Here is an 18058-nt window from a genome sequence, read left to right on the forward strand (position 1 = left end):
ACCATGTCTGGACTGGGGTCACCTCGTGGACCTGAGTTCCACTCGCCCGACTGGGCCACCGCGCCCGATCCGCACCACCATTCGGCACCGGTGCATGCTGCATCCCGCGGCAAGCGCCTGCCGGCGGCAGCATTGGCCGCTCTCGCTGTCGTCGGTCTCTCGGCCGGCACCGGCGGGGTGGCCGGATATGTGGCCGGCCGCGACTCCCAGGAGCCTGCGACCGCCGCGCCGCTCCCTCAGGGCAACGTCCCGGCCGACCTGGTCGGCGCGGCGGCCCGGGTGCTCCCCGGCGTCGTCTCGGTCCAGGTCCGTACGGGCCAGGGCGGCGCCTCCGGCTCCGGCTTCGTCTTCGACACCCGCGGCCATATCGTCACCAACAACCACGTCGTAGCGGCCGGCCGCGGCGGCACCGTCTCCATCGTCGGCCAGGACGGGCAGCGCCGCGAGGCCGAGATCGTCGGCACCGACCCGAGCAGCGACATCGCTGTGCTGAGAGTCACTCAGGGCACCGCGCCCACCCCGCTGGCCCTGGCCGACCCCAGCGGGACCCGGGTCGGGGAGTCGGTCCTGGCCGTCGGCTCGCCGCTGGGACTGAGCGGAACCGTGACCGCGGGCATCATCAGCGCGCTGGACCGGCCCGTACGGCTGGGGGGTCAGACGCGGCAGACGGCGGTGCAGACGGATGCCTCGATCAACCCCGGCAATTCGGGCGGACCGCTGGTGAACGCCCGAGGCGAGGTGGTCGGGGTCAATACGGCCATCGCGACCCTCGAGGGCGGCGGTTCGATCGGAATCGGCTTCGCGGTTCCCATCGAGCGGGCCCGCCAGGTGGCCGACTCGCTCATCGCGCGGGGATAGTTGACCGATGCGGTTGCTGGTGGTGGAGGACGAAGAGGATCTGGCGGAGGGCCTGCGCGTCGGGCTCGCCCGCAGCGGATACGCGGTCGACGTGGCGCTCGACGCCGCCCAGGCCTATGACCGGCTGACCGTCAACGAGTACGACCTGATGCTGCTCGACGTGAACCTGCCCGACGGCGACGGGTTCACGCTGTGCCGCTCGCTGCGCTCGGGCGAGATGGAGCTGCCCGGCGACGGCGACCTGCGGGTGCTCATGCTGACCGCCCGCGGCGGGCTCGACGACCGGGTCCGCGGGCTGGACGGCGGCGCCGACGACTACCTTGTCAAGCCGTTCCATCTGGCCGAACTGCAGGCCCGAGTACGGGCTCTGCTGCGCCGCGACACCGGGGGCGGGTCGGCCCGGCTCACCGTGGGTGACATCGTGCTCGACTCGGCACGACACCAGGTGACCGTGGCCGGCCGGCCGCTGGCGCTGACCCCCAAGGAGTTCGGGGTGCTGGAATACCTGATGACCCGCCCGGGGCATGTGGTCTCCAGCGAGGAGCTGCTCGAGCACGTGTGGGACGCCAACGCCGACCCGTTCACCCAGACCGTCCGGGTCACCGTCGGCACGCTGCGGCGCAAGCTGGGCGAGGGCTCGATCGAGACGGTTGTCGGCCGGGGCTACCGGCTGCGGGAGGGATAAGTCGTGAAGCGCCCTGAGGTGTTCCGGTCGATCCGGTTCCGGCTCACCGTCATCTATTCGACGGTGCTTTTCGCGCTGGCCGGCCTGACCCTCGGGGTGGTCTACCTCGCGGTCGCGCAGAGCACGTCACCCCGCCCGGTGACGGAGCGTATCGCGAAGGTCTACAACACGAACCGCGAGTATCTCGGCACCACCACGGTCGCCGAGGTCAGCGAGATCGAGGAAGCGGTCAACTACAACACGCTGACCAGCCTGCGGCGGTGGTCGTTCATCGGGCTGGGCGGGCTGTTCGTGGCCAGCCTGGGCATCGGCTGGGTGCTCTCCGGGCGGGCGCTGCGGCCGGTCGGCGCGATCACCCGGACGGCCCGCGAGATCCAGGCCACCGACCTGTCGCGGCGGATCCGGCTCAACGGGCCGCCCGACGAACTGCGCGACCTGGCCGACACGATCGACTCGATGCTCGACCGGCTGGACCACGCGTTCCAGGCCCAGCGGCAGCTCATCGACGACGCCTCGCACGAGCTGCGCAGCCCGCTGGCGATCATCCGGACCAACCTGGACGCCTCGCTGACCGCGGCCGATGCTACGCCCGAGGAGCGTACGCGGGCTGTTGCGGTGGTTGATCGGGCCACGACCCGGATGTCCCGGCTGGTCGAGGATCTGCTGGCCACCGCGCGGCGCGACGCCAACGCCACGGCCGACGCCGACGTCGACCTGTCGGTGGTCGCGCGGGAGGCGGGCGAGGAGTCGTTCGTCACCGACCGGCCGCTGCATCTGCGCTACGAGACGGCGGCCGGGCTGCGCCTGATCGGCGACGCCGACGCGCTGCGCCGGGCGGTGGGCAACCTGCTGTCCAACGCCGTACGGCTGGCGCCTTCGCATTCGACGGTGACCGTGGCGACCGGTCAGGCGGGGTCGTGGCTGTGGCTGGCCGTGGCCGATGAGGGGCCCGGCATCGCCCCGGCCGATCTGCCGCGGGTCTTCGATCGCTTCTGGCGGGGGGAGAACACCGAAGTTCCCGGCGTACGCAGGGAGCGCCGCACCGGGCTCGGGCTGGCGATCGTGCGGCAGATCGTCGAGTCGCACGGGGGACGGGTAGTCGCGTTCTCACCGCCGGGCAGCGGCAGCACCTTCGTGTTGTGGCTGCCCGCGGCCGACCGTACGGACGAGGAACAGCCGCCGGGTGGCAGCCCGCTCTAGATCGTTTCCAGGCTTGTCTCGGCTTTACCCACCTGGCGCTCCAGTTCGCGGAAGAGTTGCTGGGCTTTCTTCGCCGGCCAGTCGGGCGGCAGGTGCTCGACCGGCAGGCGAGGGTCGCGGCGGATGGCCTCGAGCCACTCGGCGGTCAGCGTGAGCCGGATGGCGAGGGGGTCGCTCAGCGGGGCCGGGCCGTCCCAGCGCGCCAGGAACGCCTCGTAGCGGGCGGCCAGCGCGCCCAGGTCGTACGCGTCCCGGATCATGGCGTCGACGTCTGTGAGCGATCCTGCGCGAGCATGGAAGACGCGCGCATGAGCGTCCAGTCCGAGCGACGACACGATCTGCTGCGCGTCCACGACGCCGGGCGCGATCCACAAGCCGCCTTGGATCGGGCCGAAGCCTGCCCACGCCAGTTGTGAGCGCAGGTCGTGCCGCTGGCGCTGCCACGACTCGGGCAGCGAGAAGCTGAGCAGCGTCCATGTGCCGTCCCAGCGGTCGTTGACCGCGCCCGTCTCCCAGATGCGCGTCCGGCCGTCGCGCAGGATCGCCGTCGAGCGCTCGGTCAGTCCGAAATACACGCGCCGGCCCTGCTTGGTGCGGCGCAGCAGGTCGCGGCCGGCCATCCGGGTCAGGGTCGAGCGGGTCGCGTGCTCCGAGATGCCCAGGCGGGCGCACACGTCGATCACGCTGCCCGAGAAGACGCTGACGTCCCGGTCGAGCACGAAGTCGCCGAAGAGCATCAGCAGCAGCGTCTGCGGTTGCACCATACGGAAGATGTTAGGCATTTTCTTGACGGCAGTCATAGACGCGCCTAACTTCGGTCGTTGTGCCCCCAGCCTTGTCCGCTTTGGGAGGTACCCGTGCGTCTCTTCTTAGCCTCGTTCTCCGCCCTGCTTTTGGCCGCGGCGGGCTGCGGCTCGACCGGCTCGTCCTCCGGCGACGACCCGATCCGCGTCGGCCAGATCGTGTCGCTCACCGGCAACTACTCGCCGCTCGGCACCGAGAACCAGAAGTCGGTCGCCCTTGCCGTCGAGCAGATCAACGCGGCCGGCGGCATCAACGGCCGCAAGATCGAGTTATCCGTACGCGATGACAAGAGCCTGCCCGACCAGGCGGTGCTCGCCTTCAACGAGCTCAAGGACGACTCCGACGCCGTCATCGGATCACCGTTCTCCAACTCGGCGCTGGCTGTCGTCCCGCTCGTCGACCGCGAGGAGATCCCGTACATCTCGCTCACCCCCGCCGACGAGCAGGTCAAACCCGTCCACCCGTACGTCTTCGTCGTGCCCGCCCTGTCCGGCACGTACGCCGAGGCCGCCCTGCAGTACTTCCAGGCGAGCAAGCTGACCCGCGTCGCCGTCGCCTACGACACGAAGAGCAGCTATGCCACGGCCGGCTTCAAGGGATTAGAGGCCAAGGCCCAGACGTACGGCGTGACGCTGAACCCGATCGAGCAGTTCCAGACCACCGCGACCGAGTTCAGCGCCGTCTTCACGCACGTACGCGCATCCGACGCGCAAGCGCTCATGGTGTGGGGGACGGGCGCCCCCGCCGTGGCCCTGACCAAGCAGTACGCCGCGAGCGGCCTCGACATCCCGCTGATGCTCACCGGTTCCCAGGCCAGCAAACTGTTCCTCGACCCGGCCGGCCCCGCCGCCGAGGGCGTGACGATCTCGAGCTCGATCGGCGTGGTCGGCACCGCCCTGCCCGACGGCGAACAAAAACGCGCAATCGAAGAACTGTCCACTGCGTTCACGGCCAAGTACGGCTACACCCCGCCGCAGTTCGCCCAGGACGGCTACAGCGGCGTCAAACTGCTGGCGGCCGCGGTGACCAAGGCCGGCAGCACCGACCGCGCCAAGGTCCGGGACGCGCTGGAGGGCCTGACGCTCACGACGCCCAACGGCACGTACAAGTACGCACCCGACAACCACAGCGGCCTGACCACCGACTTCATCTCCATCAACACAGTGAAGTCCGGCAAACTCGAACCCACCCCCTACTCCCAGCAAAAACTCTCCACCCTGGGCGGCCGCTGATGCCGACCACTCGCGCAGCCCCCGCGCCACCGCCCGCAAACGGCCGTGCCCCCTACCGCTTGCCTGCTACAACCGGCGCCAGCTACACCCCTCTCCTCTCGCCCGCCAGCTGCACCCCTCTCCTCTCGCCGTTGCTTAGTGCTGGTGGGCGTTGATGGGTGCTTCGCTTGTGGTTTCGGGGGCGTCCAAGGCTTTCGGCGGGGTCTTTGCCGTGCGGGAGGTTGACCTCGTCGTCGAACCGGGGGAGTTGCGGGCGGTCATCGGACCCAACGGGGCCGGCAAGTCGACGTTGTTCGCCCTGATCGGCGGTCAGCGCGCGCCCGACGCGGGGGCCGTGAGGCTCGACGGCGTGCGTATCGATCGGCTGCCCGCACACCGCCGCGCGCAGCTTGGGGTGAGTGTGGTCTTTCAGGCCGCGCGCATCTTTCCGCGGATGACCGCGCTCGAGAACGTCATGGTCGGGGCGCACACCGCGACCCACGCCGGCTTCCTTGCGGCGGCGGTTCGGTGGCCCGCGCATTATCGGTCGGAACGGCTGATCGTTTCGCGCGCACGGGAGGCGTTGGCACGCGTCGGCCTCGCGGACTGGTCGACGCGCCCGGCCGCATCGCTCCCGCTCGGACAACAACGCGCACTCCAACTCGCCCGTGCCCTGTGCGCCGAGCCCCGGCTGCTGCTCCTGGACGAGCCGGCCTCCGGCCTGCGCGCGGCCGAGCGGGACGAGTTGGCCGCGCTGCTGGCCGACCTCCAGCAAGAGGGCCTGACCATGCTGCTCGTCGAACACGACGTCGGCTTCGTGATGCGGCTGGCCGACCGGGTGACCGTGCTCGACCTGGGCCGCGTCATCGCCGAGGGCACGCCGGCCGAGGTCCGCGCCGACCCGGCCGTCATCGCCGCCTATCTCGGCGACCGCCAAGGATCCGCAGCATGACCACACGCGGATTGCACGACTGTGCGCGAACGTGCAGAAAACCAGGCGGGCTGCGCAATGCGTGACTTGAGCGAACGCGCACTGACCGGACGCTCGATGAGTGCGCGATGAGCGGGCGCGCAGTGGTTGAGGTGTCGGGACTGACCGTTCGATACGGCGCGGCGACTGCACTTGATGGCGTCGACCTGTGGGTGGGCGAGGGTGAGATGGTCGCCCTGATCGGGGCCAACGGGGCAGGGAAGACGAGCCTGGTGAAGGCGCTGTCGGGGTTGGTGGACCGGTCGGCCGGCGAGGTGGTCGTTCGGGGACGGTTGGCTCAGGTGCCCGAGGGCCGGGAGATGTTCGCGGACCTGAGCGTCGACGACAACCTGCGTCTCGGCGGCTGGCGAAACGGCCGTCGCGGACGGGACACAAGCGGGATCTACGAGCTGCTTCCGGAGTTGGGCGGTCTGCGGCGGCGGCTGGCGGGCACGCTTTCCGGCGGGCAGCAGCAGATGGTGGCAATCGGCCGTGCGTTGATGGCCCGGCCGGACGTGCTCGCCATCGACGAGCTGAGCCTCGGCCTGGCCCCGATGGTCATCGACACGTTGATCGCGCATCTTCACGCACTTCACCGTGACCAAGGCCTGGCCGTGCTGCTGATCGAACAGAACGCGGCGCTCGCTTTCGACCTGTGCGACCGCGCGTATGTGCTCGAAGCCGGCCGCGTTGTGCTCACAGGCGAGACCGCCGAGCTGGCCCGCGATCCGCGCGTAGCGTCCGCCTATCTGGGCGGTGCGGTGCGATGAGCGTTTACTGCGCGAAGGTGTTCGTTGCGGCCGGTGTATTCAGTCGCCGCGCGTTTGGATTCTCCGGCGGGGCGAACGCTTTCTGCGCGAGGTTGCTCGTTTCGGATGGCGGTTACTGTCGGGGTCTGGCGTTCGCGGGCGTGGGCGGGTGGTCGTGGTGAGCGATCTCGTTGCGTACGTGCTCACCGGGCTGGGGGTCGGGGCGGGGTACGCGCTGGTCGGTAGTGGGCTCGTGGCCATCTATCGGGTGACCGGGGTCGTCAACTTCGCGCAAGGGGCGTTCGCGGTGGTGGCGGCGATGCTTACCTCGACGTTGCTCGGGGTGGGGCTGCCGCATGTGCTGTCCGAGGTCGCGTCGGTGATCGTGGCGGCGGGGGTCGGGTTGCTGGTCGGGGTGGTGGCGATCGGGAAGCCGGGCACCGAGCCGGGGGCCGCGCTCATCATCACGCTCGGGTTGGGCGTGTTCGCGTACGCGGTCGAGATTGTGCTCTGGGGTGATCAGCCGCGGTCGTTCGCCGGGTTGCCGGGTGTGATTTCCGTAGGTGGGGCTCGGGTTCAAGCGCACTACCTGCTGATCCTGGGCGTCACGGTGCCGGTGTTCGCGGCCATGGCGGCCTTCTTCGCGCGCACCGACCTGGGCAAGGCGCTCACCGCGTGCGCGAGCAACCGTTACGCGGCGCGGGTGGTCGGCATCGACGTACGGGGGATGGGGTTGCTGGCCTTTGCTCTCGGAGGTGCGCTCGGTGGCCTGGCGGGAGTGCTGACCACGCCCGTGCAGCAGGTGACGTTCGACAGCGATGTGACGCTGATCGTGAACGGGTTCGCGGCGGCTGTGCTCGGCGGGCTGACCCGGCCGTTCGTGGCGCTGGCGGGCGGTTTGCTGCTCGGAGTGGCGCAAACGCTCATCGCGGGTTACGGCGGCGGCGCGTACCAGCTCGAGGTTGCGCTGCTGCTCATGCTCACCGTGATGATCGTGCAGGCGACCCGTGCGGGCGCTGTCCGGGAGGCCACATGAGTAACTGGCTGCCCGGCCGGTCGACGGCCGTACGTTTCGCCGGCCCGTGGATCGTCGTGCTGGTGACGCTGGCGATCCCGCCGCTGCTGCCGGAGCGCCATCTCGCCACGTATGTGTTGCTCGGACTGACCGCGACGGTGACCGTCGGTGTGTCGCTGCTGATGGGGTACGCGGGGCAGGTGCCGCTCGGGCAGGCGGCGTTCTATGCGATCGGCGCGTACGGGGCGGGGCTGCTTGCGGTGCACGGGTTTCCGCCGCTGCTCGCTTTGCTCGTCGCGCCGCTGATCGCTGCGGTCGCGGCCGTGCTCCTGGGCGCTCCGCTGCTGCGGCTGCGCGGCCATCATCTCGCGTTCGCGACGCTCGCCGTCCAGCTGATTCTGCTCTCGCTGCTCAGCCAGGGCACGTGGGCGGGCGGCGCGATCGGGTTGCAGGGCATTCCGCGCCTGTCCGTCGGCGGCTTCGAACTGCGCGAAGATGTCGGTTACGCGTACGTGGCCTGGGGCGTTCTTGCTCTGGCGTTGCTCGTTTCGCGCAATGTCGTGCAGTCGCGCTCCGGCCGGGCGTTGCGCGCCGCAGCGACCAGCGAGACGGCGGCCGCCGCCAGTGGGGTTCCGGTGGGTGCGTACCGGCTGGCGGTCTTCGCGTTGTCGGCCGGGTTCGCGGGGTTGGCCGGGGGCGTCTACGCGTTCTACCTGGGCTATCTGTCGCCCGGTTCGTTCCCCGTGCTGCTGTCGATCGAGTTCGTGGTCATGGCGGTCGTGGGCGGCCTGGGCACACTCTCCGGCCCGCTGGTCGGCGCTATTGTGATCGTGCTGCTCGTCCAGGCGCTCAACACGCTTGGCACGCAACCCGGCATGCCCTCGTACGCCCCCAGCGTCCTCTCCTATGCCGTTTACGCGCTGCTGCTGGTGGCCGCGGTGCGTTACCTGCCGGGCGGCCTTGTTCCGGCCGCCCAACGCCTGACCGCCCACCTGAATCGCCCTTTGCTCCCCGAACCGAGCCCTCAGTCGTCGGCAGACGCCCAATCAGTAGTGAGTACTCACTTAGCTGTGGGTGCTGATCGTGGGGTGGGTGGTCAGCCGGATGTGAGTACTCACTTAGCTGTGGGTGCTGATCGTGGGGTGGGTGGTCAGCCGGATGTGAGTACTCACTTAGCTGTGGGTGCTGATCGTGCGGCGGGCGCTCAACCCGTAGTGAGCACTCACTTAACAACGACCACTGAACCAACAACGACCACTGAACCAGCGGCGGGCGTTGAACCAGCGGCGGACGCTCCACCAGCGGCGGGCACCCAACCAACGGCGGACGCTAACTCAGCAACGAACGCTCATCCACCTGCGGGCGCTCAATCAGCAACGGACAGCCAGCCAGTGGCGGGCGCTCACTCGGCAATGAGCGATGAGCCGACGGTGAGCAGTCAACCGGAGGGCGGCGCGCCGACGGAGACGGCGGCGACTCGCTCGAGGCCGGGCACTTCGGGACGACAGGAGCAGTGATGGATCTCAGTGGGAAGGTTGCCGTCGTTACTGGAAGTGGGCGGGGGCTTGGGTTCGCCTATGCGCGGGCGTTGGCCGCGGCGGGGGCGGCGGTGGTGGTCAACGACCTTGATGCGGACGTCGTCGATAAGGCGGTCGGTGCGATCAGTGCGGATGGTGGGCGGGTGGCTGGGGTGGCGGCTGCCGTGGGGGAGAGCGCTACGGCCGATCTGTTGGTGGCTACGGCGGTGCGGGAGTTCGGGCGGCTCGACGTGATGGTGACCAACGCGGGGATTCTGCGCGATCGGGTGCTGTGGAAGATGAGCGATGACGACTTCGATGAGGTCGTTCGTGTTCATTTGCGCGGGACGTTCACCTGTGGACGGGCGGCGGCTGTGCACATGCGCGAGCAGGGGCAGGGCGGGCGGCTGATCCTGGTGTCGTCGCCGGCGGGGCAGCGGGGCAACTTCGGGCAGACTAACTACGCCGCGGCCAAGGCTGGGATCGCGGCAATGGCCCGTACGTGGGCGCTTGAACTTGCTCGTGCGGGGATCACCGCGAACGCGATCGTGCCCGTCGCCGCCACCGACATGACTAAGACGATCCCTGCGTTCGCGCCGTTGATCGAGGAGTCGGAGCGTACGGGGAAGCCTTTGCCTTCCTGGTTGCGCCGCGAGGAGGGGATGGGGACCGCCGACGACGCCGCCGGGTTGGTCGTGTTCCTGGCCTCGGACGCGGCGAAGGACATCACCGGGCAGGCGATTGGGGTGGGCGGGGACCGGTTGGCGGTGTGGTCGCATCCGGCCGAGAAGCGTGTGGCGTTCGCCGACGGTGGCTGGACGGCGTCCGCAATCGCCGATGAGTGGGCCGACGGCGTCGGCGCGCAACCGGAGACGTACGGGATTCCGGCGCCGGGCGGACTCAAATGAGCAATATCGAGCGTCCAATGGTGCGCACAGTTGGCCGGACTGTGGCGGGGGAGGCTGTTCTGCTGCCTGCGGTCATCGTGGACGACGTCCGCGCGATCTGCCGATCAGGGGTGCGCGCCATCGACGAAGACGCGGGAACGCCGGCGTGGCGAGGGATGTCGGGATGTCAGCCAGAGGCGGGGCCGAGTGGGAGGCGCGGGAACGTCAGCGAGACATGCGGGCGTCGGGGAGGTGAGCGGGGGTGGATCTGGATGTGTTGACTGCTATTGATGTGCATACGCATTGCGAGGTGAGCCGGGACGGGCATGGGTCGCTCAGTCCGGAGTTGCTGGGGGCGTCGGCCGCCTATTTCAAGGCGGGTGGGCCGCGTCAGCCTACGATCGACGAGACTGCGGCCTATTATCGCGAGCGGCGGATGGCGGCCGTCGTTTTCACCGTGGATGCGGAGCACACCACGGGGCATCCGCGCATTCGTAACGAGGAAGTGGCCGAGGCCTGTGCGGCCCACGGCGATGTGCTCATTCCGTTCGCGTCGGTCGATCCGCATCGGGGGCGGGCGGGGATTCGGGAGGCGCGCCGCCTCGTGCAGGAGTTCGGCGTACGGGGGTTCAAGTTTCATCCGAGCCTGCAGGGGTTCGCGCCGGACGATCGGATCGCGTACGGGCTCTATGAGGTCATCGAGGAATTGGGTGTGCTGGCGCTTTTCCACAGCGGGCAGACCGGGATCGGCGCGGGGGTGCGCGGGGGCGGCGGCATCCGGCTGCGCTACTCGAACCCGATGCTGGTGGACGACGTGGCCGTGGACTTTCCCGACCTGAAAATCATCCTGGCCCATCCGTCGTTCCCGTGGCAGGACGAGGCCCTCGCCGTCGCCACGCACAAGCCGCTTGTCCACATCGATTTGTCCGGTTGGTCGCCGAAGTATTTTCCTCCACAGCTCGTCCGGTACGCCAACACGCTGCTGAAGGACAAGGTGCTGTTCGGCTCGGACTATCCCGTCCTGACGCCCGACCGCTGGCTCGCCGACTTCGCGGCACTGGACATCAAGCCCGAGGTGCGGCCCAGAATCTTGAAGGACAACGCCGCCCGCCTGCTCGGGCTGGCCGACGACAAGGAGAACTCCGCATGATCACTGTGAACGGACTGGACGAGCTCAAGACCCTGGTCGGCCGGGATCTGGGGCACAGCTCGTGGCTCGAGGTAACGCAGGAGCGGGTCAACGCGTTCGCCGAGGCGACCGGCGACCACCAGTGGATTCATATTGATGTGGACAAGGCCAAGGACGGGCCGTTCAAGGGGACGATCGCGCACGGATACCTGACGCTGTCCCTCGTCATCCCGTTCTTCTCCGAGATTCTTCATGTTGACGGAATCAAGATGGGCGTCAACTACGGACTCGACAAGGTGCGCTTCCCCAGCCCGGTGCGGGTCGGGTCGAAGATCCGGCTGGCCGCGACCGTCGCCGGGGTCGAGGAGGTGGCCAGCCGCTGCGTGCAGGTGGCGCTCGACTTCACCGTGCAGATCGACGGGGTGGACAAGCCGGCCTGCGTGGCCCGGCCGATATACCGCTACTACGCATGAGAAACGCCGGCCTCGGGGCGTGGCCGGCCCGGCGTGCGACGATCTCGCCGGGTCGCACCGCCCTCGTCTTCGAGGGACAGCGGATCTCGTACGCCGAGGTGCACGAACGCGTGGTGCGCCTGGCCGGCCGGCTCCGGGAGGCCGGCGTGGAACGGGGTGACCGGGTCGCCTACCTGGGGCCGAACCATCCGTCGGCCGTCGAGACGATGTTCGCGACCCACCTGCTGGGCGCGATCTTCGTGCCGCTCAACTTCCGCCTGACCGCCCCCGAGGTCGACTACATGCTGGCCCACAGCGGCGCCAAATTGCTTGTGTACGGGCCCTCGTGCGCGACGACCGTGCAGGCGTTGTCCACAGCCCCGATGCTGGTCGGCCTTGTGGACAAGTACGAGGGCTGGCTTGTGGATAACGCCGGGCCTGTCCCGGACGTGCCGGTGGGGCTCGACGACGCGGCGCTGATCCTCTACACGTCGGGCACCACGGGACGGCCCAAGGGCGCTGTGCTGACCCACGGGAACCTCGTGTGGAACTGCTTCAACCTGCTCGTCGGCGTCGATGTCGGCGGGGACGAGGTCGGGCTGATCGGGGCGCCGCTGTTCCACGTCGCCGCGCTCAACCAGTGCCTGCTGCCCACATTCCTCAAGGGCGGCACGAGCGTCATCATGCCGGCCTGGGACGTGGACCGGGCGCTGGAATTGATCGAGGAGCAGCGGGTCACCTGGATGTTCGGGGTGGCGGCCATGTTCGCGGCGCTCACCCGGTCGCCGCGCTGGGCGGGGGCGGACCTGTCGTCGGTGCGCAGCGTGATGAGCGGGGGCGCCGCCATCCCGCCGGCGCTGATCACGGCGTACCTGGAAAGGGGGTTGACCTTCTGCCAGGGCTACGGGATGACCGAGACCGCGCCCGGGGCGACCTTCCTCGAGGCGCGGGAGAGCCTGGCCCATGTGGGATCGGCGGGTGTTCCCGTGTTCTTCGCCGATGTGCGCTGCGTGCGGCCGGATCTGAGCGACACGGATGTGGGGGAGCCGGGGGAGGTGCTGGTGCGCGGGCCGAACGTGACGCCCGGGTATTGGGACGATCCACAGGCCACGGCGAGCGCGTTCGCGGACGGTGGATGGTTCCGGTCGGGTGACGTCGCGGTTGTGGACGACGGGGGACATTTCCACATCGTGGACCGGCTCAAGGACATGTACGTGTCGGGTGGCGAGAACGTATATCCGGCGGAGGTGGAGGCGGCCATCTTCGAGCATCCCGACGTGGCCGAGGCGGCGGTGGTGGGCGTACGGGATGAGCTTTGGGGTGAAGTGGGACGCGCGTTCGTGGTGCCGGTGGCCGGACGGCGGATCGATGCGGCCGGGTTACGCGCTTTCCTGGGGGACAAGCTCGCGCGGTACAAGTTGCCGGTCTATGTGGACACTGTCGAGCAGCTGCCGCGGACGGGATCGAACAAAGTGCGCAAGGCGCCGTTGCGCGCGATGCCGCTGAACGCAGAGATGCCCGGCGAGCGGTAAAGGCTCACCGGGCATCGTCGTCGGTTGTCAGCCGATGCGCTCGATCACGGCGCGGCGGATGAGGAACTTGCCGGGCTCGCGGACACCCTCGAACGCGGCGTTGTTGAGCAGGATGCAGCTGCCCGACGTGGTCTCGACCTTGACGGTGATGCTCTTGTTGTTGTCCAGGTTGGTGACCTTGAGCGTGGTGCCGATCGGGAAGGTGCCGCTGGAGGCGAACGGGGCGCCGGCCTCGCCGGAGAGCGTCACGGTCGAGCCCTTGCAGACGACCTCGCCCGCGCCGGAGCCCGCGGCGGGCGGGGCAGCCGGGGGAGTGGTGGCGGCGGGCGGGTTGGCGGCGGGCGGGTTGGCGGCGGGCGGCTTAGCGCCCTGCTGGCCGCCCTGGTTGCCGGCGGCGGCGCCCGGCACCTCGCCGGCCACGTCGGCGGTGCAGCCGGCCACGCCGCGGCGCTGGTTGATCAGGTCGACCACGGCCTGGCGGTTCGCGATCCGGGCCTCCGACTGGGCGTCGGGCGCCGCCCGCTGGCCCGCGATGAACTGGAGGTTCTGCCGCAGCGCCTGGTCGAGACCGCCGCAATCCTCACCCGCGCTGCTGATCCCCGTGCTGATGGCGAAGGCGCCACCCGCGAGCACCACGGCCGAGGCGCCCAGCACCACCTTGCGGGTCGTCGAGGACATCTTGCGGCGCTGGGTCCGGTACATCGGGGCTCCTTCGGTGTCGGGCTGCTTCGGTGCAGGTACCGACAAGTACGAGGGGCCAATGATCACGGATCAGAAAGGAAACCTTAAACATCCTTAAATCCGCCGAACCCGCTGGTCAGGGACGTGGTCGGCAGTGAATGACGCGGGTCGCGATCTATCCCGGGTCAGGGCCGCGGGTAGCGGTGGGTGTCGCGTGGGGCGGTCGGTGAGGGGTCGGGGGTGGGGAGTTGGCGTTGAGCGGCAGCGGTTTACGCGTGTGTCATTCGGTGAGGGGGGGTTGGCGTTGAGCGGCGGTCAGTGACGCGCGTCGCGGTCGATGCGGAGGTCGCGTTCTAGTTCGGTGATCATTGTGCGTAGGTCGTCGAGGCGTTGGCTGATCAGGATGCGGTCGATGTTGTCGGGGATGCCGTCCTGGTCCTCGTCGACGGCCAGGCTTTCGGTCATCTCGAGCCGGCGCGCCTCCTCCATCGAGTTGACGATGACCGCGATCAAGATGTTGAGCAGCAGGTTCACCGTGATCAGCACATAGCTGACGTAGTAGACGAGCGTCCACGGCGACATCTGCATGCCCTGGTCGATCAGATCCGGCAGCGTCTCCAGCGACAGCAGCACGAACAACGTGACCACGGCCCGGCCGATCGTGCCGTACTCGTCGGGGTAGGCCTCGCCGAAGATCAGCCAGCCGGTCATGCCGTAGACGTAGAACGTGACCAGGGCCAGCGCCAGGAACCCGCCCACGCCGGGCAGGCTGCGCAGCAGGGCGGTCACGATCGTGCGCAGTCCGGGCGAGAAACGCACGAGCCTGACCACCCGGGCCATGCGGATCACGCGCAACGCGGCGGTGTCGCCGTGCAGGCCGGGGATGAACACGGCCGCGATCACGGCGAAGTCGAACACGTTCCAGCCGTGTTTGAAGAAGTCCTGCGGACGGCGCCCGTACGCGAGGATGCGGACGACGATCTCGGTCACGAACACGGCCCGGAAGAACCACTCCAGCCAGTGCAGGTAGGTCAGCCGCTCGGCCAGCGGATAGGTCTCGAGGCACAGCAGCGCCGCATTCAACCCGATCACCACGACGATCGTCACCTCGAACGCGCGGGAATCGACGATTCGCGAACATCGGCGGGCCACACGCGTCAGGTCGAACATGCCGGTCAGCCTACGGAGCCTCGCCGGCCGCCATGACCGCGGCAATGGCGAGCACAACAGGTTGGGCGGCCGACGGCCGGGTAGTCGTTGGCCGGGCGTGGGAGCCGGGCGCGGGAGGGCGTGGGCGTCGGGTGTGGGAGCCGGGCGCGGGCGGGTGTGGGAGTCGGGTGTGGGCGTTTCGGGGGGATATGGTGGAGTCGCTATGAGTTCTGACCTGCTGGATGTGCGCCGCATCTACTTCGAGGCTGCGGCGGCCGAGCTGCCTCGGGGCAAGGAAGTGCTGGCCAGGTTTCCCGAGGCGCAGCTGGTCGAGGTGGCCAGTCATAACCGGATCGACGAGCTCTACGGTGACGAGACCAACGTCAACCGGTGGGTGCGGATCAAGCGTGAGGCCCTCGTGCTCGGCGTGAAGAAGACGCTGGCGGCGCGCCCCAACGGGCGGTCGGCCGATTTCATCGCGCCGTCGACGGCCAACGGTTGTGCGATGGCTTGCGCCTATTGTTATGTGCCGCGGCACAAGGGCTACAGCAATCCGATCACCGTGTTCGCCAACATCGATCGGATCGAGGGTTACCTCAAGCGGCACGCGGCCAAGCAGGGGGTCAAGCCGGCGCCGAACGAGTGTGATCCGGTGGCCTGGGTCTATGACATCGGCGAGAATTCCGATTGCAGCGTCGACGCGCGGATCAGCGACAATGTGCGCGATTTAGTGACGTTGTTCCGGTGGATGCCCAATGCCAAGGCGTCCTTCGCGACCAAGCATGTGAATCGGGATCTGCTCGAGTGGGATCCGCAGGGGCGCACGCGCATCCGGTTCTCGTTGATGCCGCAGCGGGATGCGAAGCTGCTCGACATTCGCACGTCGCCGATCGCCGAGCGGATGGCGGCGATCGACGACTTCGTGGCGGCCGGCTATGAGGTGCACGTCAACTTCAGCCCGGTCGTGGTGCGCGACGGCTGGCTGGAGGATTGGGCGGTGCTGCTCGACGAGCTGGACGCCGCGATCGGGCCGGCCGCCCGGCAGCAGCTCGCGGCCGAGGTCATCTTCCTGACCCACAATCGCGACCTGCACCAGGTCAACCTGGGCTGGCATCCGAAGGCCGAGGAGCTGATCTGGCGGCCCGACCTGCAGCAGCCGAAACGCTCGCAGAACGGGTCGTGGAACGTGCGCTACCGCACGGGGGCCAAGGGCGAATACGTGGCGGCGCTGGTCGGCCTGATCGGCGAGCGGTTGCCGTATTGCCGAGTGCGGTACGCGTTCTGACATGCACACCGTCGAGCTGTTGCCTGATGACGAGCTGGATTCCCGCGTACGGGAAATGTGGGGTCTGCTGGGCGAACGAGGGCTGGCGTCGCACCCGCATCCGACGAACCGCCCGCACCTGACCGTGGTGACGGCGCCCTCGCTGGACGGGCTGCCGGAATTGGCGTTGCCGATCGAGGTCGAGATCGGGCCGCCGCGCATGCTCGGGCGGGCGCTCGTGTTGCCGGTGACGCCGAATGCCGCGCTGCGGGATATGCATGAGCTGGTGTGGTCGTCGCTCGCGGAGGCGTGGCCCCCGGCGGCGGAATGGGTGCCGCACATCAGCCTCGCTCTGCGGTTCCCGGAGGGGGACCATACGGCACGAGAAATGAGCGGGCCGGCCACCGGGACCCTCACAAAAGCCCGCAGCTACGACAGCGTGACGCGGACCGTACGCGACCTTTAATCAATCCGTTGGATAGGTGTTGCCCGGGGTGGTCGCAATGAGGATGCTCGCCACCGGCCGCCAGCCCAGCGCCGTGTAGAGATGCTGGCCCTGTTCGCTGGCGATCAGCAGGCCGTGGTCGGCGCCCTCGTCGACCGCCGCGCCGGCCAGGCCGCTCATGACAGCGCTGGCCAGCCCACGGCGGCGGTGCTCGGGCAGCGTCTCGATGCGGTCGGCCACGGCGTCGGCGTTGGTCAGGCCCACGGTGCCGTGCGCCCCGACCTCGTTGTCGAGCAAAACCTCGACCCTGATCACGTCGTCGGAGAGCCAGGTCTCGAGCTGGTAGGGCGCGGGCGGCTCCGACGTCGGGTGCTTGTGCAGGTTGATCGTCATCAGCCGCTCGGAGCGCTTGAGCAGCACGAGACCGTTGGCCTCGATCGTCTCGGCGGCCGCGTCGGGGTCGGCGGCCGGCACGGTCAGCCAGGTGACCTGCTCCTCGCCCTTCACCTGCGCACACAGGGCGGGCAGGGCCGCGACGTCGAGCGCGAGGTATTCCACGGCCCGGCCGGGCTGATGGCACTCGGTGCGCAGGCCGTCGCCCACGTCCTCGGCCGGGTCGAGGGAACGTGCCACTGCCCAGCCGCGCTGCCACCGCTCGATCAGATCACGCACGACCGGAATTAGATCACCAGACGGTTGGCAGGGAACTCTCAGGGAGCCCCCCGGATACTGGCGTGTCGATGGCCATGTGCGGCCGACGATTGTGAGGAGTGTTCCTTGACCGTGCTCGCCGAAGCCGCCCCCGACAATCCCGGAGGGCTGGCCGGTTGGGCCGTGGGCCTCATGGAGTCACTCGGCGGCCCGGGCGCCGCCCTGATCGTCGGGCTCGACAACCTGTTCCCGCCGATCCCGAGCGAGCTGGTGCTGCCCCTGGCCGGCTTCTCGGCCAGCCGGGGCGTGTTCAGCCTGCCCGAGGCCCTGATCTGGACGACCCTGGGCTCGGTACTGGGCGCGATCGTCGTCTACTGGGCGGGTGCCCTGCTCGGCCGGGAGCGCACCCGTAACTTGGTGGCGTACATCCCGCTGGTCAAGGTGCAGGATTTCGACCGCTGCGAGGAGTGGTTCGCCAAGCACGGCACCAAGGCGGTCTTCTTCGGCCGCATGGTCCCGCTGTTCCGGAGTTTCATCTCGCTGCCGGCCGGGGTCGAGCGGATGAGCTTCTGGAAGTTCACCGTGCTGACCACGCTGGGCAGCCTGATCTGGAACACCATCTTCGTCAGCGCCGGGTTCGTGCTGGGCGAGAACTGGCACCGGGTCGAGGAGTACGCCGGCGTCTTTCAGAAGATCGTCATCGCCGGTGTGGTCATCGGCGTCGGCTACTTCGTCTGGCAGCGCCTGCGCGCCCGCCGTCTCGGCGTAACCGACGCCGACGCCACGGTGGTCCTCCCGGTCGTGCGTGAGCGCCCCCGCAGCCACCGCCGCTAAGAAGCTCAGCACGCGGCGTGGTGCG

General features: G+C 68.9%; 19 protein-coding genes. 15 read left to right on the forward strand and 4 right to left on the reverse strand.

All coding sequences use genetic code 11. From position 1 onward, the window contains the following. Nucleotides 1–3: 3 nt before the first annotated feature. Genes JKJ07_RS30600 through JKJ07_RS30610 form a run of 3 tightly spaced genes read left to right on the forward strand, consistent with a single transcriptional unit; the run spans nucleotide 4 to nucleotide 2743 of the window. Nucleotides 4–858 (forward strand): S1C family serine protease, encoded by an 855-nt coding sequence (locus tag JKJ07_RS30600; RefSeq protein WP_202995336.1) that lies wholly within the window; start codon nucleotides 4–6, stop codon nucleotides 856–858. Between the two features lie 7 nt (nucleotides 859–865). Then, on the forward strand, nucleotides 866–1543 hold the full coding sequence (locus JKJ07_RS30605; RefSeq protein ID WP_202995337.1) for a response regulator: 678 nt from the start codon (nucleotides 866–868) through the stop codon (nucleotides 1541–1543). Nucleotides 1544–1546: 3 nt separating this feature from the next. Then, entirely contained in the window at nucleotides 1547–2743 is a 1197-nt protein-coding gene (locus tag JKJ07_RS30610) for a sensor histidine kinase (protein WP_202995338.1), read from the forward strand. Here JKJ07_RS30610 and JKJ07_RS30615 read toward each other — a convergent pair. Further along, nucleotides 2740–3507, reverse strand: a complete 768-nt coding sequence (locus JKJ07_RS30615) for a PaaX family transcriptional regulator (protein WP_202995339.1) — start codon at nucleotides 3505–3507, stop codon at nucleotides 2740–2742. The genes JKJ07_RS30610 and JKJ07_RS30615 overlap by 4 nt on opposite strands. 93 nt (nucleotides 3508–3600) lie before the next feature. Between JKJ07_RS30615 and JKJ07_RS30620 the strand changes: the two genes are divergently transcribed. The 9 genes from JKJ07_RS30620 to JKJ07_RS30660 all read left to right on the forward strand — a co-directional run bounded on the left by JKJ07_RS30620 (nucleotide 3601) and on the right by JKJ07_RS30660 (nucleotide 13009). Next, nucleotides 3601–4779, forward strand: a complete 1179-nt coding sequence (locus JKJ07_RS30620; RefSeq protein ID WP_202995340.1) for an ABC transporter substrate-binding protein — start codon at nucleotides 3601–3603, stop codon at nucleotides 4777–4779. A gap of 211 nt (nucleotides 4780–4990) precedes the next feature. Then, entirely contained in the window at nucleotides 4991–5710 is a 720-nt protein-coding gene (locus JKJ07_RS30625) for an ABC transporter ATP-binding protein (RefSeq protein ID WP_307834484.1), read from the forward strand. Between the two features lie 107 nt (nucleotides 5711–5817). Then, nucleotides 5818–6498 (forward strand): ABC transporter ATP-binding protein, encoded by a 681-nt coding sequence (locus JKJ07_RS30630; RefSeq protein ID WP_202995342.1) that lies wholly within the window; start codon nucleotides 5818–5820, stop codon nucleotides 6496–6498. 157 nt (nucleotides 6499–6655) lie between these two features. Then, nucleotides 6656–7513, forward strand: coding sequence for a branched-chain amino acid ABC transporter permease (locus JKJ07_RS30635; protein WP_202995343.1), 858 nt, complete (start codon nucleotides 6656–6658; stop codon nucleotides 7511–7513). Then, nucleotides 7510–9009, forward strand: a complete 1500-nt coding sequence (locus JKJ07_RS50270) for an ABC transporter permease subunit (RefSeq protein WP_236030164.1) — start codon at nucleotides 7510–7512, stop codon at nucleotides 9007–9009. The genes JKJ07_RS30635 and JKJ07_RS50270 overlap by 4 nt, the downstream gene beginning before the upstream one ends. Next, nucleotides 9009–9917, forward strand: a complete 909-nt coding sequence (locus tag JKJ07_RS30645) for an SDR family oxidoreductase (RefSeq protein ID WP_202995344.1) — start codon at nucleotides 9009–9011, stop codon at nucleotides 9915–9917. Before JKJ07_RS50270 ends, JKJ07_RS30645 begins: the two co-directional genes overlap by 1 nt. Nucleotides 9918–10158: 241 nt before the next feature. Then, nucleotides 10159–11046 carry an amidohydrolase family protein gene (locus tag JKJ07_RS30650; RefSeq protein ID WP_202995345.1) on the forward strand — a complete coding sequence of 296 codons (888 nt, stop codon included), beginning with the start codon at nucleotides 10159–10161 and terminating at the stop codon, nucleotides 11044–11046. After that, complete coding sequence (locus JKJ07_RS30655; protein ID WP_202995346.1) at nucleotides 11043–11498, forward strand: MaoC family dehydratase; 456 nt, start codon at nucleotides 11043–11045, stop codon at nucleotides 11496–11498. Before JKJ07_RS30650 ends, JKJ07_RS30655 begins: the two co-directional genes overlap by 4 nt. Then, a complete protein-coding gene (locus tag JKJ07_RS30660; RefSeq protein WP_202995347.1) occupies nucleotides 11495–13009 on the forward strand; it encodes an acyl-CoA synthetase in 1515 nt (504 codons plus the stop codon). Before JKJ07_RS30655 ends, JKJ07_RS30660 begins: the two co-directional genes overlap by 4 nt. 27 nt (nucleotides 13010–13036) lie before the next feature. Here JKJ07_RS30660 and JKJ07_RS30665 read toward each other — a convergent pair whose 3' ends face one another. Both JKJ07_RS30665 and JKJ07_RS30670 read right to left on the reverse strand, forming a co-directional pair. Beyond that, on the reverse strand, nucleotides 13037–13711 hold the full coding sequence (locus JKJ07_RS30665) for an SCO2207 family protein (RefSeq protein WP_202995348.1): 675 nt from the start codon (nucleotides 13709–13711) through the stop codon (nucleotides 13037–13039). A 294-nt stretch (nucleotides 13712–14005) separates the two neighbouring features. Beyond that, on the reverse strand, nucleotides 14006–14860 hold the full coding sequence (locus JKJ07_RS30670) for an ion transporter (RefSeq protein ID WP_202995349.1): 855 nt from the start codon (nucleotides 14858–14860) through the stop codon (nucleotides 14006–14008). Between the two features lie 202 nt (nucleotides 14861–15062). Here JKJ07_RS30670 and JKJ07_RS30675 point away from each other — a divergent pair, with 202 nt between their 5' ends. Further along, nucleotides 15063–16124 (forward strand): spore photoproduct lyase family protein, encoded by a 1062-nt coding sequence (locus JKJ07_RS30675; RefSeq protein WP_202995350.1) that lies wholly within the window; start codon nucleotides 15063–15065, stop codon nucleotides 16122–16124. 1 nt (nucleotide 16125) lies between these two features. After that, nucleotides 16126–16569 carry a 2'-5' RNA ligase family protein gene (locus tag JKJ07_RS30680; protein ID WP_202995351.1) on the forward strand — a complete coding sequence of 148 codons (444 nt, stop codon included), beginning with the start codon at nucleotides 16126–16128 and terminating at the stop codon, nucleotides 16567–16569. Here JKJ07_RS30680 and JKJ07_RS30685 read toward each other — a convergent pair whose 3' ends face one another. Beyond that, nucleotides 16570–17220, reverse strand: a complete 651-nt coding sequence (locus JKJ07_RS30685; RefSeq protein WP_202995352.1) for a GNAT family N-acetyltransferase — start codon at nucleotides 17218–17220, stop codon at nucleotides 16570–16572. A 105-nt stretch (nucleotides 17221–17325) separates the two neighbouring features. Here JKJ07_RS30685 and JKJ07_RS30690 point away from each other — a divergent pair, with 105 nt between their 5' ends. Then, nucleotides 17326–18033, forward strand: a complete 708-nt coding sequence (locus tag JKJ07_RS30690) for a DedA family protein (protein ID WP_236030165.1) — start codon at nucleotides 17326–17328, stop codon at nucleotides 18031–18033. Nucleotides 18034–18058 lie beyond the last annotated feature (25 nt).

This window comes from Paractinoplanes lichenicola, from assembly GCF_016785085.1.
Taxonomy (GTDB): Bacteria; Actinomycetota; Actinomycetes; order Mycobacteriales; family Micromonosporaceae; genus Actinoplanes; species Actinoplanes lichenicola.